Raw genomic sequence first — 15,220 nt, 5'->3', positions numbered from 1 at the left:
TCCCTCCCGTTACATTGCACGAAAAACAACAGCAACGTAAACCACTGTTATATAACAACTTTAATGGAGGTGTGAATTTTATCAGTATGAAACGACAAATTAGAGACTGGGATCCAAAGCACAGTTAGCTCCCCGGCAAGCGTCGGATCACAGTCCGTTATTAACGTTTTTTACGGAGGCAAAAGCGAATTTAACGATTTTAACGGGCAGCCTGATTGACCGTTTTGACAATCAGGAGTTTCCTTAAGGCACACAGAGCCTACAAGGCCATTTGTCCAGGTGCGTTACTCAGCTTGAACAAAGTAGGTTCTTCCTCCCCGTGAAGGCGGGGCTTTTTCCATAAGTGAAACTAAAAGCAAAGAGTAAGGAACAGCTATGCTTGCCAATATAAAGAAAACCCAGTTAGCACTCGCCGTTGTCGCAGCCGCTTCAACGATGTTAACCGCCCCAGTGGCGACTGCTGCAGAGCGCAGCGAGCTAACTATGGTGCCTAAGTTCTATCCAACTTTTGTACGTAACTTTAACCCTTACCTACAGACTCAGCTAGATACAACCTATGACTTTATCTTCGAGCCATTAGTCGTATTCAACGAGCTTAAGGGTAATGAGCCGGTCATGCGCCTGGCAAAAGACTACTACATGTCTGACGACCTGATGGAAGTCACCTTCGAAATTCGCGACGGCGTAAAATGGTCTGACGGAAAAACCTTCTCTGCCAAGGATGTGGCATTTACCTTTGAGTTGCTGAAAAAGCACCCAGAGCTTGATCGTACCGGGATCAATGCCCGCCTGAAAGGCGTCAAAGCCAAAGGCGACAAAGTGACCTTCAGCCTAGCAGAAGCGAACTCGAATGTTCCTTACCTGATCTCAAAAGTTGCTGTGGTTCCTGAGCACGTTTGGAGCAAAGTCGAAGATCCAACTCGCTTCACCAACGAAAACCCAGTCGGTACCGGCCCATTTACCGAGATTGATACCTTCACACCTCAGCTATACACCCAATGCCGCAACCCTAACTACTGGGATAACGCGAACCTAGACGTTGACTGTCTACGCCTACCGCAGGTTGGTGGTAACGACCAATTCCTTGGCCAGGTACTGAGTGGCCAGTTTGACTGGACCTACGCCTTCATCCCTGATGTCGACAGCACCTATGCAGCAGCAAGCCCAGACAACAAGTACTGGTACCCTGCAGGTGGTACGCAGGCATTCATGTTGAACTACAACTCGCCGAATAAGGGTAACCACGAAGCGATCAACAACATTGAATTCCGCCGCGCTTTCTCCATGGCTATCGACCGTGAAACTATCATCGATATCGCTTTCTACGGCGGTGGTGTGGTGAATGATTACGCATCAGGTCTAGGCCAGGCATTTGCTTCTTGGTCTGACGAGACGGTACATGAGAAGTACAAGCCTTTCATGACCTACAATGTCGACAATGCTAAAGCACTACTTAAAAAGGCTGGCTTCAAAGACACCAACGGTGACGGCTATGTTGAAACCCCTACCGGTAAGAGCATTGAGTTGACTATCCAGTCACCAAATGGCTGGACTGACTTCAACAATACTGTTCAGCTAAGTGTTGAGATGCTTCAAGAAGTTGGTATCAAGGCGAAAGCTAGCACACCTGATTTCTCGGTCTACAACCAGGCCATGCTAGATGCAACCTATGACGTTGCATACACCAACTACTTCCACGGTGCAGACCCTTACACTTACTGGGATAGTGCTTACCACTCTCGCTTCCAGGCTAGCGAAGGCATGCCGCGCTTCGCCCTACACTACTGGAAGAATGAAGAACTGGATAACTTGCTAGGCGGATTCTACAAAACCGCTGACCGCGATGAGCAGATGAAGATGGCTCACGCTATCCAGAAGATCATTGCTGAGAACCAGGTAACTATCCCTGTCATGTCAGGTGCTTACACTTCTCAGTACAACACTGCGCGCTTTACCGGTTGGTGGGACGAGAACAATCCGAAAGGACGTCCAATGCCTATCACCAATACGCAAGAGCGCCTACTTCAAGTACTTGATCTAAAACCTAAATCGTAATTGTCGTAATTTGCGGTGCGCACCTTGCGCACCGCCCCTTCAACCTTCCCCCTTAGAAATAGCAATGGCCATGGGTCAGGGAAGAGTGTGTCTGAAATCTGGTTGTAGAAGCTGGATATTTTAAGGTGTGAGTTATGGGATTTTTTATACGCAGACTTGGCTTTTATTTTATTGCGCTCCTGTTCGCAGTAACCCTCAATTTTATCATCCCCCGGGCCATGCCGGGTGATCCGGTCACCATGATGTTTGCCAATGCAGCTGTTCAGGTGACGCCAGAACGTATTGCTGCGATGAAAGAGCTATTAGGCTTTGTCGATGGCCCTGTTTACCAGCAATACCTTATTTACCTAAAAGGTATCCTATCTTGGGACCTAGGTATTTCTATCCAAACTTACCCACAAACGGTTAACGATGTGTTGGGGGGTGCTGTTGGGTGGTCTCTATTTTTGGCAGGTACCGCTGTTATCCTCGCCTTCTGCATTGGGTCAACCCTAGGGATCTTCGCCGCTTGGAAGCGCGGTAGTAAATATGATGCGTTCATCTCCCCTGGAATGATGGTTGTACAGGCTGTACCGCCGGTGGTCGTCGCAATGCTCGTACTATACACCTTTGCGATTGGCACCAAGTGGTTCCCTTCAACTTATGCCTATACCCCAGGCACAACACCTGACTGGACAAGCTTAGATTTTTACTTGGATGTCGGCTACCACGCAGTGCTGCCTTTGTTCTGTGCCACCATCATCCAGATCGGCGGCTTCCTGATCAATATGCGTAACAACATGATCAACCTGCTGAACGAAGACTACATCACAATGGCTAAAGGCAAGGGCCTGAGCGAAAACCGTGTGGTCTTCAAGTACGCCGCCCGTAACGCCATGCTGCCAAGTGTGACTGCCCTATCAATGGCTATTGGTATGGCTATCGGTGGCCAGCTGATAATCGAGATGATTTTTAACTACCCGGGCCTGGGGACAGTTCTGCTCAATGCAATCAACACCCGGGACTACCAAGTACTACAGGGCCAGTTGCTGATCATGACGATGTTCATGCTGTTCTTCAACTTCTTGGCCGACCTTCTTATTGTTGCTCTGGATCCTCGCCTACGTAAGGGAGGCAAATAATCATGAAAGGACTAATCAAACTACTTTCAGGCAATGCCAAAGCCATGCTGGGCCTTGCTATCATCGCGACCTTCATCTTTGGTGCCTTGTTTGCCCCGGTTATTACCAAACATGCACCCGACAAACGAACGGGGAACCCACATGAATACCCGGCTTTTGTAGTAAAAGCCGCGCAAAATAGCCCTGACGGGTGGGTTGCGACCAACCTGGCTGACAGCAAGCGTACCCTACGTATGTCCAAAGATGCAGACCACGTACTGGGAACAACCCGCATGGGCCGTGATGTATGGTCACAGGTTGTTTACGGGGCGCGTACCTCTCTCGCTGTTGGCTTCGGTGCCGGCATCATGGTGTGCTTCCTGGCAACGGTTATTGGGGTTTCTGCCGGTTACTTCGGCGGTCGCGTCGACGACATTCTGTCGGCAGCCATGAACATCATGCTGGTCATCCCCCAGCTCCCGTTGCTGTTCGTCATTGCCGCCTTTATCGGTCAGGCAGGCCCCCTGACTATCGCCATAGTGATCGGGATGACCTCCTGGGCATGGGGGGCCCGTGTGGTAAGGGCACAGACACTGTCCTTGCGTGAGAAAGAATTCGTCAAAGCGGCAGAGGTGTTGGGTGAATCATCAGTCCGCATCATCTTCGTCGAAATTCTACCTAACTTGATTTCCATTGTGGGTGCCAGCTTCATCGGCTCTGTGATGCTTGCCATCATGACCGAAGCCACGCTGTCTTTCCTAGGCCTTGGCAACCCTAACTCAATTAGCTGGGGCATCATGCTCTACAACGTCCAGACCTCATCGTCGATGCTGGTCGGCGCATGGTGGGAGCTATTAGCACCGTGTATTGCCCTGACATTCATCGCGGTAGGCCTAGCAATGCTGAACTTCGCTGTAGATGAAATCGCCAACCCGCAGCTGCGTTCCCACAAAGGCATGCGCCGCTGGAAGAACATGGCAAAAGAAAACCAGAAACAAGCTCAGGCAAACATCGCGCCTCAGCCAGCCCTTGAAGGGGGAGAGAAATAATGACTGATCCACAAATTTCTATCCGCAACCTGTGCGTTGACTACATTACCGATGCCGGTGATGTACGAGCAGTAAACAACGTCAGCTTCGATATTGGCAAAGGCGAGATCTTTGGTCTGGCAGGTGAATCAGGGTGCGGTAAATCGACCGTTGCCTTCTCGCTGATGCGCCTTCATAAGCCGCCAGCGTTCATCACCGGTGGTGAGGTTCTCTTTGACGGCCACGGCGACATCCTGAAGTTCAACGACATGCAGATGTCAGCATTCCGCTGGAGTGAAATCTCCATGGTGTTCCAGAGTGCGATGAACGCCCTCAACCCCGTCCTGACATTGGAAGAGCAGTTCTGCGATGTGATCATGCGCCATACCGCGATGACACGTCAGCAAGCGGTTCGCCGCGCCGAAGGCTTGCTGGAGATTGTGGACATCCACCCAAGCCGACTGCGTGATTACCCGCACCAGTTCTCAGGCGGTATGCGCCAGCGCCTCGTTATCGCCATTGCGCTGGCCCTGAACCCGAAGATGATCATCATGGATGAGCCGACTACTGCCCTGGATGTAGTGGTACAGCGTGAAATCTTGCAGAAGATCTACGCCCTCAAAGAAGAATTCGGCTTCTCAATCCTGTTCATTACCCATGACCTGTCGTTGATGGTCGAGTTCTCCGACCGCATCGGCATCATGTACTCCGGTGAACTGGTTGAAGTCGCGCCATCCAAACAAATTCTGGAGACCCCATTCCACCCTTATACCGAAGGGCTGGGCAGCTCTTTCCCGCCGTTGACCGGACCGAAAACCCGCCTGACAGGGATCCCGGGCAACCCGCTCAACTTGTTGGAAGTGCCGACTGGGTGCCGCTTCCAGGCCCGCTGCAGCAAAGCCCACGACGCTTGCTTCAGCCACGCAACCCAGCTCCGCCAGTTGGAACCAGGCCGTTTTAGTAACTGCCACCTATTCAACAAGAGCAGTTAAGGATTAAGTCATAGGAAGCATTATGAGCAAGCCAACCGGACAACCAATTATTGAAGGGAAGAACCTAGTCAAGGACTTCCCGGTCAACAGCAACTCGCTGAAGAAATCCATGATGCGCGCCATCAACGACGTATCATTCAAGATGTACAAAAGCCGCGGCCTGTCCGTTGTCGGTGAATCCGGCTCGGGCAAATCCACCACGGCCAAGATGATTGCCAAGATGTACGCCCCAACCTCCGGCCAGATCGAATACTACGGCCGCGATATTGCCACTATCGAGAAGAAAGCCGACTTGATGCAGTACCGCCAGGGGATCCAGATGGTATGGCAAGACCCATTCGGCTCACTGAACCCGACCCATACTATTTTCCATCACGTTGCCCGTCCTCTGCTGATCCATAACAAAGTCAGCAAAGGCAACAAAAAGGAGCTTGAAGAAAAGGTCTATGACCTGCTAGAACAGGTTGGATTGATCCCGCCCAAAGAGACTGCAGCGAAATACCCGCACCAGCTATCAGGTGGCCAGCGCCAGCGCGTCAACTTGGCCAGGAATATCGCTGTCGGTGCAGAGGTCGTACTGGCTGATGAGCCAACCTCAATGCTTGATGTCTCGATCCGCGCCGGTGTCCTCAACCTGATGGAAGAGATGAAGTTCGAGCGCGAAATGGCGCTGCTTTACATTACCCACGATATTGCCACGGCTCGCTACATTGCTGAAGACCTCGCCGTTATGTACGTCGGCCACATGGTTGAATGGGGTGATACCGAAGAGATCATCCACAACCCGCAGCACCCTTATACCCAACTGCTGGTTTCTGCGGTCCCGGATCCGAAGAAATCGATCCATGAAAAACTCAAGGGCAACAAGGGTGAGATCCCGCTGTGGACCCCAGAAAGCCTCGGCTGTCCATTTGCCGGTCGCTGTACCCATGCCACCGACCAGTGCCGCGAGCAGTTACCGGGGGTGACTCAACTCTCCGACAACCATTTCGTACGTTGTTACCTGTACGAGAATTGATGGAGGGATCATGCAGCTGTTAATCAATCACTTAGGTTATGAGCAATTTGGCCACAAGCAAGCAGTCGTCCAAACGGCCACTCCCATTAGCATTCAATATGCGGAGCTTCTCTGTGCCCAAAGCCAACAACCTATCTTGCAGCTGCCTCTTGAGGCCTGTGGTCCGGTCGATCAATGGCACACCGGGCTTACCTACACTGTCGATTTTTCCGCACTCACTGAGTGCGGGAATTACCTATTACGTGTTGGTGAAACCTTGTCTGCGCCATTTGCTATCGCCGAGGGACTTTTGATGACTCGCACTTTCAGCGATGTCTTGCACTACTTTAAATCCCAACGCTGCGGCGGCAAGTTTGAACTAGCCGACCGCTCTATTCCGCTTCTAGGCAGCGATACAAAAGTTGATGTTAGCGGCGGTTGGTATGACGCCTCCGGTGACGTTAGCAAATACCTCAGCCACCTTTCGTTCAGCAATTATTTCAATCCACAACAAACACCTATGGTGGTGTGGAATATGCTGACCGCTTTCGAAGCACTGGCAGACGAGCAGGCGTTTGCAGACTTTAGCCGGATACGCTTACTAGAAGAAGCGCTTTACGGGGCCGATTTCCTGGTCAAGATGCAGTCACCAAGCGGGTACTTCTACACCACGGTTTTTGATAAATGGAGTAAGCAAACCGAGCAACGTGAGATCTGCAGCTACGCCCATCAAAGTGGCGATAAATCTGACGACTTCCAAGCAGGCTTCCGCCAGGGGGCCGGGGTTAGCATCGCCGCCTTGGCGGCTGCCAGCAGGCTCCTTCATAGCCCGTCAGCACAACATATCGGCTACCCAGCGACCGCCAGTGACAGCTACCTGACGGCAGCAGAACAAGGTTACTGGCACTTGGTTGAGCACAACCAGCAATACCTTGATGACGGTACCGAAAATATCATCGATGAGTATTGTGCGCTGCTGGCAGCGGTGGAGTTATTTCGTGCCACCAGCAATGCCGACTATTTGTCCCAGGCTCGGGACTGGGCAGAGAAACTAGCCAAACGGCAGCATAGCGATGACCAGCAGCACTGTTACTGGTCTGCCAACAATGACGGCAGTCGCCCGTACTTCCACGCAGCAGAAGCCGGTTTGCCGGTGATCAGCCTGCTCAAGTATTTAGCTATCGAGACAGATCCACAACGCCAAGAGCAGCTAGGCGATATTGTCGCTAATGCGGTCACTTTTGAGCTCGATATTACCCAGCAAGTCAACAACCCTTTTGGCTACCCACGGCAATACGCCAAACCGGTAAATGGCCAAAAAACCGCGATGTTCTTTATCCCTCACCAAAACGAAACCGGTTATTGGTGGCAGGGAGAAAATGCCCGCTTAGCCTCATTGGCCAGTATGGCATTCCTCGCGGCAAGCTATCCAAGCTGCCAGCCATTGCGCTCACAGCTCAAAGCTTATGGCCAACGGTTGCTCGACTGGCTGCTGGGCCTTAACCCATTTGATATTTCGATGCTTGATGGCCACGGCCGCAATAACCCGGACTACCTCCCGGAACTAGGCTTTTTCAATGCCCGGGGCGGAGTCTGCAACGGTATTACCTCAGGCTTTGACAACGAGCAAGATATTGCCTTCAACCCAGCTCCACACCACCAAGATATCCTCCAGAACTGGCGCTGGGGGGAGCAGTGGATACCCCATGCAACTTGGTACTTATTAGCTGTAACGCTGCAATTTAAGGAGCGACACAATGACTGATCCTATTCGCTATTTCGTCGGTGTTGACGGTGGTGGTACATCTTGCCGGGCCCGGATAACAGACATCAATGGGCACATCTTGGGCGAAGCCAAAACCGGCAGTGCCAATATTTTGCTGGGGGCCGATATTGCAATGGCTTCCATCATCGATGCCATCGCTACCGCAGCGACAATTGCCGGCCTCAATGAAGAGAGCTACTCCTCCATGTCGGTCGGCCTAGCCTTAGCTGGTGCCGAGCAACAGTCAGCTTGGTATGAATTCATGGCCCAGCCACACCCGTTTGGTGCAGTCACCCTTAACACCGATGCCTACGGCGCCTGCCTAGGTGCTTGGGGGGGTGGCGATGGTGCCATCCTAATTGCTGGCACAGGATCATGTGGGATTTTACTCAAGGATTCAGAGCAACACGTAGTCGGCGGGCGCGAGTTCCCAATCTCCGATCAGGGCGGTGGGGCCGTCATGGGCCTTCGCCTCATTCAGCAAACACTACTAGCCCATGATGGGATCCGTCCTATCACGCCACTAGCAGAACATGTGCTCAGCCATTTCAACCACGATATCGATGCTATTGTCAGTTGGTCAAAGTCAGCCCGACCATGTGATTACGGCCAGTTTTCCCCGGCCATCTTCGCCGAAGCTTACCGTGGTGACTCCCTCGGGATAGAGCTTCTCAACCAAACAGCGGCCGATATAGAAATGTGGATGAAAGCACTGGTCAAGCGCGGCGCCGAGCAGATCTGCCTGATGGGGAGCATTGCTGAGCGGATCCAACCTTGGTTGATCCCGCCAATGCAACAGCGTGTCGCCACACCAATGGGCGATGCGATGGATGGCGCACTCGCGATGGCTCGCAGCAGCCACAACCTTTATCCATTATGAGGTCGCTATGAGTTATCGTCTTGATTTAGTCATCATCGATCAGCAACCAGCAGAGTCCCGGTTCGCGCTGACTATTCACAACCTCTCGGATAAGCCTATTTTCCAGTGGGCACTGCATTTTACGATGGGTCGTTGGATAAACCATGCCAGCTTATCCCACGGTCAGATGGAGCAGGTCGGCAGCTATTGTGTCTTAACCCCAGATCATAATACGCCCCTCCTTCCCAATGGCCACTTCTATACGGAATTCACCATTGGCACCCAGCCATTTACCCTACTTGATGATGGGATTATTGATGCCTTTATCTGCAGTGATGGCCAAGCATCATTCATCACCCCCCAGCCTGTAGAAATAACCGCTTTGGGCCTGCAGCAGCCTCACCGGGATAGGCACACTACCCCTTTAGAGCCTACTGTGGAGTTGCCAATCATACCGGCGCCGCAGCAACTCAAGGCACTGGCTGGACATTTTACTCTCGATCAGCATACAGCTATCTCACAGGGCCCCCACATAGCAGCAGGCTGCAGCCGCTGGTTACAGGCTGAACTAGAAAACCTCCTGCACGAAGACGTCGGCATAAGCCCAGAAGGAAACATCCACTTCCAACTAAGGGAGCAAATGGCAACCGGTGCCTATCAGTTACTGGTTGAGCAAGATGATATTTGGCTACTTGCAAGTTCGGAGGCGGGGTTCTGTCATGCCACAGCCTCGCTGTTACAGATGATCCCTGCAGGCCCCAGCCATTTAGCTGATGCGGCATACCGTGTTCCTATGGTCGAAATCTGTGATGCCCCGCATTTTGAACACCGTGGGATGATGCTGGACTGCGCACGCCACTTCCATCCAGTAAAACGTATCAAGTTCTTGCTCGACCAACTGGCACGATTCAAGTTCAACGTTTTCCACTGGCACCTCACCGACGACGAAGGCTGGCGCATCGAAATTGATGCCTACCCAGAGCTTACACGCATCGGGGCCTGGCGGGGGCCGAATGAAACCATCGTGCCGCAATTTACCACTATCAGCCAACGCTATGGCGGCTATTACAGCAAGCAAGACATTCGAGACATCATCAGCTATGCAGCCGATCGTGGCATCATGGTGATCCCTGAAATTGATATTCCAGGCCACTGCCGTGCTGCAATAAAGTCACTGCCGGACTTGCTGATCGATCCCAATGATCACTCTGTATACCGCAGCATTCAGGGCTACCAGGATAATGTTCTGTCACCAGCACTAAAAGGGACCTATACCTTTCTCACCAATGTGCTTGATGAAGTTTGTGCGCTTTTCCCTGCTCCTTATGTCCACATTGGCGCTGATGAAGTACCCAAGGGCGTATGGGCAGATAGCCCGGCCTGCCAAGCCTTGATGGACGAGCAGGGTTATAAGGATACCAAGGAACTTCAAGGCCACTTGTTACGCTTTGTCGAAAACCACCTTACCAGCAAAGGCAAACGCATGATGGGCTGGGAAGAGGCAACCCACGGCGACAAGGTGAGTAAATACACCATTGTTTTCTCCTGGATCAGCGAAGAAGCGGGCCTCGCATGTGCCAAAGCCGGCTATGACGTCGTTATGCAACCGGGTCAGGCTACATACCTTGATATGGCACAAGGCCACTCCGCCGAAGAAGCCGGTGTTGATTGGGCAGGCAAGCTAACGCTTGAGCAGGTGTACCAATACCACCCGCTCTCCGAGTTACCCGCCAATGATCCGGCCCGCCATCATATCAAAGGTATTCAGTGCGCCCTTTGGTGTGAGTTGATCAACAGCCAAAGTCGGTTCGAATACATGATCTACCCCCGCTTGCTAGCCATTGCTGAAATTGGCTGGACGGCACCAGAAAAACGCAACTGGCCTGATTTCTCCGCCCGCCTCGCCGGCCAGTTCGCTTATTTAGACAAAGTAGGCATCAATTACCGTCGCTGCGAGTAAGGCGCAGGGCAACGATTACAATAAAAGGATTAAACCACCATGAAATACGGCTTTTTTGATAACGACAATAGAGAGTATGTGATCACCCGTCCTGATGTGCCTGCACCTTGGACAAACTACCTGGGAACAGAAAAGTTCTGTACCGTGATCTCGCACAACGCCGGCGGCTATTCATTCTATAACTCGCCGGAATACAACCGAGTCACCAAGTTCCGCCCAAATGCGACATTTGATCGCCCAGGTCATTATGTCTACCTACGTGACGATGATACCGGCGACTACTGGTCAATTTCATGGCAGCCTGTTGCCAAAAGTCTAGATGAGGCGACCTATGAGGTCCGCCATGGCCTGTCATACTCCAAGTTCAAATGTGAATACCGTGGTATTACCGCGACCAAAACGCTGTTTGTACCAAAAGGCGAAGATGCCGAAGTCTGGGATGTCGTTATCAAGAACACATCCGATAAACCACGTACTATCAGTGCATTCTCGTTCGTTGAGTTCTCGTTCAGCCATATTCAATCTGACAACCAAAACCATCAGATGTCGCTTTACTCAGCCGGGACCGAGTACAAAGAAGGCGTCATAGAATACGACCTTTACTACAACACCAATGATTTCGAAGGCTTCTACTACCTAGCCTCTACCTTTATCCCAGACAGTTACGATGGCCAGCGTGATAGCTTCCTCGGCTTATACCGTGATGAGGCCAACCCAATTGCCGTCGAAAAAGGCCAGTGTTCAAACTCAGCCCAAACTTGTTACAACCATTGTGGCTCGCTACACAAGCAATTCACTATCCAACCGGGTGAAGAAGTACGCTTTGCTTACATCCTAGGGATCGGTAAAGGTAATGGCGAACGCCTGCGAACCAAATACCAGAACTTGGAAGAAGTCGATGCAGCCTTTGCCGGGATCAAAGCCCATTGGGATGAGCGCTGCGCTAAGTTCCAGGTTAAATCACCGAATGAAGGTCTGGATACCATGATCAATGCTTGGACGTTATACCAAGCTGAGACTTGTGTCGTCTGGTCACGGTTTGCCTCATTTATTGAGGTGGGTGGCCGTACCGGGTTGGGTTACCGTGATACCGCTCAGGATGCGATTTCCGTCCCGCACTCCAATGCAGCGATGACCCGCAAGCGCTTGGTTGACCTGCTGCGTGGCCAGGTAAAAGCCGGCTATGGCCTGCATTTGTTTGATCCTGACTGGTTCGATCCGGAAAAAGCCGATGTCAAACCCTCCAAATCTCCGACAGTTGTTCCGACACCGAGCGACGAAGATAAGATCCACGGTATCGAAGATACCTGTTCTGACGATCACCTCTGGCTGATCCCGACCATCTGTAAGTATGTGATGGAAACCGGCGAAGAGAACTTCTTTGATGAAGTGATCCCTTATGCCGATGGCGGCGATGCCACCGTCTATGAACACATGAAGGCCGCACTGGATTTCTCGGCAGAGTATGTTGGGCAGACAGGGATCTGTAAGGGCTTGCGTGCCGACTGGAATGACTGCCTGAACCTCGGTGGCGGTGAGTCTTCCATGGTCTCGTTCCTCCACTTCTGGGCACTGCAAGAATTTATCGAGCTCGCAAAATACCGTGGCCGAAATGATGACGTAGTGAAGTACACAGAAATGGCTGCTAACGTCCGCGAAGCCTGCGAAAAGCACCTGTGGGATGAAGAAGGCGGTTGGTATATCCGTGGCCTAACCAAAAATGGCGAGAAGATCGGTACCGCTCAGCAGACAGAGGGACGTATCCACCTTGAATCCAATACACTTGCCGTTCTGTCGGGCCTTGCCTCTCAAGAGCGCGGCGAGCAAGCCATGGATGCAGTCGACGAAAACCTATTCTCCGAATACGGCTTGCACCTCAATGCCCCGTCGTTCGCTACACCGAATGATGACATTGGTTTTGTTACCCGGGTCTACCAAGGCGTCAAAGAGAATGGCGCAATCTTCTCACATCCAAACCCTTGGGCATGGGTAGCAGAAGCCAAACTGGGCCGTGGCGATCAGGCTATGAAGTTCTACGATGCACTGAACCCGTACAACCAAAATGACATTATCGAAAAGCGTATCGCCGAACCTTACTCGTACGTCCAATTCATTATGGGACGCGATCACCAGGATCATGGCCGTGCAAACCACCCTTGGCTGACAGGTACATCCGGCTGGGCTTACTTTGCCGTGACCAACTTTATCTTGGGTGTCCAAACCGGCTTTGCTGGGCTAACGGTTAATCCATGTATTCCTACCGACTGGCCGGGATTCGAGGTGACTCGACAATGGCGTGGTGCGACCTACCAGATAAAGGTCGAGAACCCGAATGGCGTAAGCAAAGGGATCCACTCTATCAGCCTCAACGGTGAGGCGGTTGATGGCACGATTCCAGTTCAGCCAGAAGGTACGATTAACACTGTTACGGTCGTTATGGGTTAACACATTTTGGGGCGCCTATTGCGCCCCGTCTATCTACGAGAGAATAGGAGTTCCATCATGATTCAATTTGGAACCGGTGGCTGGCGCGCCATTATTGGGGAAGAGTTCACCAAAGACAATGTTCGCCTAGCAGCCCAGGGGCTTGCAAATATCATGGTTGCCGAGCAGGTAACTGATAACGGCTTTGTTATTGGTTATGACCGCCGTTTTCTGTCAGACAAGGCAGCCGCCTGGTTTGCTGAAGTACTGGCTGCAAACGGGATCAGAGTGAGCTTTATCAATAAGTTTGTTCCGACCCCAATCGTCATGTTCCAAGCCAAAGAGACGGGTGCAACATACTCAGCCTGCATTACCGCCTCGCATAACCCAGCCGACTACAACGGTATCAAGGTCTTCATTGAAGGAGGCCGAGACGCCGATGAAATCATTACAGCGAAAATTGAGCAGCAGGTTGCGAAGCTCACCGCCAAGGACGTCAAATCAGTAGACTTCGAGCAGGCACTTGAAGACAAACTCATCACCCTGATCAATCCAATGAATGACTTTGTCGATTCCATCATTAACTTCATCGATATTGATGCGATCAAGAAAGCAAACTTGCGGGTACTGATTGATCCTATGTTCGGTGTTGCCAAGAATGCCCTGCAAACCGTGTTGATCACCGGCCGCTGCGATGTCGATGTGATCAATGATGGCCAGAACCCAGCCTTTGGCGGCTTGATGCCATCACCGAGTGCAGCAACTCTCTACCGGCTAAAACACCTTGTTGCCCATGAAGGTTACGATATTGGTATTGGCACCGATGGTGATGCCGACCGTCTGGGCATCATTGATGAAAAAGGTCACTTCATTCACCCTAACGAAGTTTTGATGCTGCTGTATTACTACCTGCTTGAATATAAAGGTTGGAAAGGTTCCGTCGTGCGCAACATCGCTACCACTCACCTGCTAGACAAGATAGCGGCAGACCATGGAGAGAAAAGCTTTGAAGTCCCTGTCGGCTTCAAACACATCAGCTCACAAATGGAAGCCGATGACTCCCTCATTGGTGGCGAGAGTTCTGGTGGCCTCACAATCCGCGGCCATATCAAAGGTAAGGATGGGGTATTTGCCTCGAGCTTATTGGTCGAGATGATCAGTGTAACAGGCAAGAAGCTGTCAGAAATGCTTGATGAAATCTATGGCAAGTATGGCTTTGCCTATACCGCAGAAGGTGACTGTACTTTCCGCCCAGCAGAACGCCAGCGGCTTTATGACAAGATTTATATCAACAAAGAGCTACCTGATTTCGAATGGGAAATTGACCATGTGAGCTACGCCGATGGCGCTAAGGTCTACTTTAAGAATGGTGGTTGGGCGCTAGCCCGCTTCTCCGGCACTGAACCTTTGTTAAGGCTTTTTGCTGAAATGGAGGATCAAGAACAGGCAGAAAAGGTTGTCAGTCAATTGAAGGCTTTCCTCAACCTTTAACGCTTCCCCCTTTCTCAGCGTTAGCCATACCACTGCCTTGGTTAGCGCAGGGGAAACTCGTTGAGTCCTAAAGTAACATGCGCATAGCTGTTACATTTCGCAGGCTTTAAGCCTTCGCGGCAAGGGTAGCTTCGCTACCCTTTTTCTTTTTTGGGCGATGGGCGATTGTCTGAAAAAACTTAACCATGTCAAGATCCTGCTCTTGATTGCTGCTCTTCCTTTAGCCTCTAGCCGCTTTTCCAATGGCCATGCTTCCTCGCTTTTCCTCTAGCCCCAAGCCAATAGCCATTGGCCTGAAACGTAAAAAGCCCTGCTATCAATAGCAGGGCTTTAAATTCATATCGGAGGGTTGGGATTACATTATAGCCCTTCAGGTAAAGAGAGGCTTTAGCTCTTAGGCTTTAGCTCTTAGGCTTTTCCCCTGATATGACCCCCGTAAAGTAGACACGGGGGTTAATTTCTCAGTTCGTACATCATGGGACTCAATCCACCATTAGTCCCATGCCTTCTGACTACATTGTAATAGCCATTGATATAGTTGCGACACTC

10 protein-coding genes are annotated in these 15,220 nt (G+C 51.4%); all 10 read left to right on the top strand.

Annotation, left to right across the window (positions count from 1 at the left end; genetic code table 11):
* Nucleotides 1–375: 375 nt before the first annotated feature.
* The 10 genes from C9J01_RS27980 (at nt 376) to C9J01_RS27935 (ending at nt 14,671) form a co-directional block, all read left to right on the top strand.
* Complete coding sequence (locus C9J01_RS27980; protein WP_107301345.1) at nt 376–2,055, top strand: ABC transporter substrate-binding protein; 1,680 nt, start codon at nt 376–378, stop codon at nt 2,053–2,055.
* A 134-nt stretch (nt 2,056–2,189) separates the two neighbouring features.
* Complete coding sequence (locus C9J01_RS27975) at nt 2,190–3,176, top strand: ABC transporter permease (protein WP_107301344.1); 987 nt, start codon at nt 2,190–2,192, stop codon at nt 3,174–3,176.
* A 2-nt stretch (nt 3,177–3,178) separates the two neighbouring features.
* On the top strand, nt 3,179–4,204 hold the full coding sequence (locus tag C9J01_RS27970; protein ID WP_107301343.1) for an ABC transporter permease: 1,026 nt from the start codon (nt 3,179–3,181) through the stop codon (nt 4,202–4,204).
* A complete protein-coding gene (locus C9J01_RS27965) occupies nt 4,204–5,175 on the top strand; it encodes an ABC transporter ATP-binding protein (protein WP_107301342.1) in 972 nt (323 codons plus the stop codon). Before C9J01_RS27970 ends, C9J01_RS27965 begins: the two co-directional genes overlap by 1 nt.
* Before the next feature lie 22 nt (nt 5,176–5,197).
* Nucleotides 5,198–6,193: an ABC transporter ATP-binding protein gene (locus tag C9J01_RS27960; RefSeq protein ID WP_107301341.1), complete on the top strand. Its 996-nt coding sequence runs from the start codon at nt 5,198–5,200 to the stop codon at nt 6,191–6,193.
* A 10-nt stretch (nt 6,194–6,203) separates the two neighbouring features.
* The gene (locus C9J01_RS27955; RefSeq protein ID WP_107301340.1) at nt 6,204–7,937 is read left to right on the top strand and encodes a glycoside hydrolase family 9 protein; all 1,734 of its coding nucleotides are present in this window, start codon (nt 6,204–6,206) and stop codon (nt 7,935–7,937) included.
* On the top strand, nt 7,930–8,817 hold the full coding sequence (locus tag C9J01_RS27950) for a glucosamine kinase nucleotide-binding domain-containing protein (protein ID WP_107301339.1): 888 nt from the start codon (nt 7,930–7,932) through the stop codon (nt 8,815–8,817). The genes C9J01_RS27955 and C9J01_RS27950 overlap by 8 nt, the downstream gene beginning before the upstream one ends.
* A 7-nt stretch (nt 8,818–8,824) precedes the next feature.
* The gene (locus C9J01_RS27945) at nt 8,825–10,756 is read left to right on the top strand and encodes a beta-N-acetylhexosaminidase (protein WP_107301338.1); all 1,932 of its coding nucleotides are present in this window, start codon (nt 8,825–8,827) and stop codon (nt 10,754–10,756) included.
* 39 nt (nt 10,757–10,795) lie between these two features.
* Nucleotides 10,796–13,201: a glycoside hydrolase family 94 protein gene (locus C9J01_RS27940; protein WP_107301337.1), complete on the top strand. Its 2,406-nt coding sequence runs from the start codon at nt 10,796–10,798 to the stop codon at nt 13,199–13,201.
* A 57-nt stretch (nt 13,202–13,258) separates the two neighbouring features.
* Nucleotides 13,259–14,671: a phosphoglucomutase/phosphomannomutase family protein gene (locus C9J01_RS27935; RefSeq protein ID WP_107301336.1), complete on the top strand. Its 1,413-nt coding sequence runs from the start codon at nt 13,259–13,261 to the stop codon at nt 14,669–14,671.
* Nucleotides 14,672–15,220 lie beyond the last annotated feature (549 nt).

The sequence above is a fragment of the Photobacterium rosenbergii genome, assembly GCF_003026455.1.
In the GTDB taxonomy this organism is placed as follows: Bacteria; Pseudomonadota; Gammaproteobacteria; order Enterobacterales; family Vibrionaceae; genus Photobacterium; species Photobacterium rosenbergii.
The sequence above is the reverse complement of the archived record's forward strand: the minus strand, read 5'-3'. Positions and strand labels throughout refer to the sequence as shown.